Origin of the sequence: Nocardioides sp. CPCC 206348 (assembly GCF_048654705.1) — a bacterium.
In the GTDB taxonomy this organism is placed as follows: Bacteria; Actinomycetota; Actinomycetes; order Propionibacteriales; family Nocardioidaceae; genus Nocardioides.
In genome coordinates, this window is sequence record NZ_JBMCZA010000206.1 from 200 (window position 1) to 787 (window position 588).

General features: G+C 66.8%; 1 protein-coding gene. It reads right to left on the reverse strand.

Features of this window, described 5'->3' with window-relative positions:
* Nucleotides 1-474, reverse strand: a 474-nt coding sequence (locus ACOADB_RS20320) for a hypothetical protein (RefSeq protein WP_378602691.1), incomplete at its 3' end; no start/stop codon positions are given.
* Nucleotides 475-588: the final 114 nt, after the last annotated feature.

Here is a 588-nt window from a genome sequence, read left to right on the forward strand (position 1 = left end):
GAGCACGAGCACCGGCGGCTTCCCCTTTCCGACCTTGGCCATGGCGGGGCCGAGGTACATGCCCGGGGCGACCTCCCGGATCTCGTCGTGGATCTTCTTGATCAGGATCGGGTTCCCCTTCTGCTCGTAGTCCAGGACGATCGTCGGCTCGCCGTCGATCGATGAGGGCTGCACGCTCGTCTTGAACGGGAACCAGTTCATCCTGGCTCCGGCCTGGATGCGGTTGATGCCGTCGGCGGTCTGCTCGCTGGTGGCGTCCATCGTCTTGCCGTCCCACGGGAACAGCGGGTGCCTGGCGAAGATGTCGATCACCTTGTTGACGACCGGGACGCTGTCAAGGCCACGGACCGCGACCATGCGTCCCTTGGGCTTGTCGTCGAGCGCCAGGGCGAAGTCGTCGGGGACCGTGCCGCCGGCGTAGAGCTCCGCCAGCTGGTCGAGGCTGAGGGCGGTCAGGTCGTCGAACGTGAGCATGGGGCCTCGGATCACAGCGGGAGCAGGTGTGACCAGCATCACTCACTTTGCCGAGGTCGGCCAGGTGGGCAGCTGCACCTCGGTCGCCGTCCACCAACCGCCCCACCAACCGCC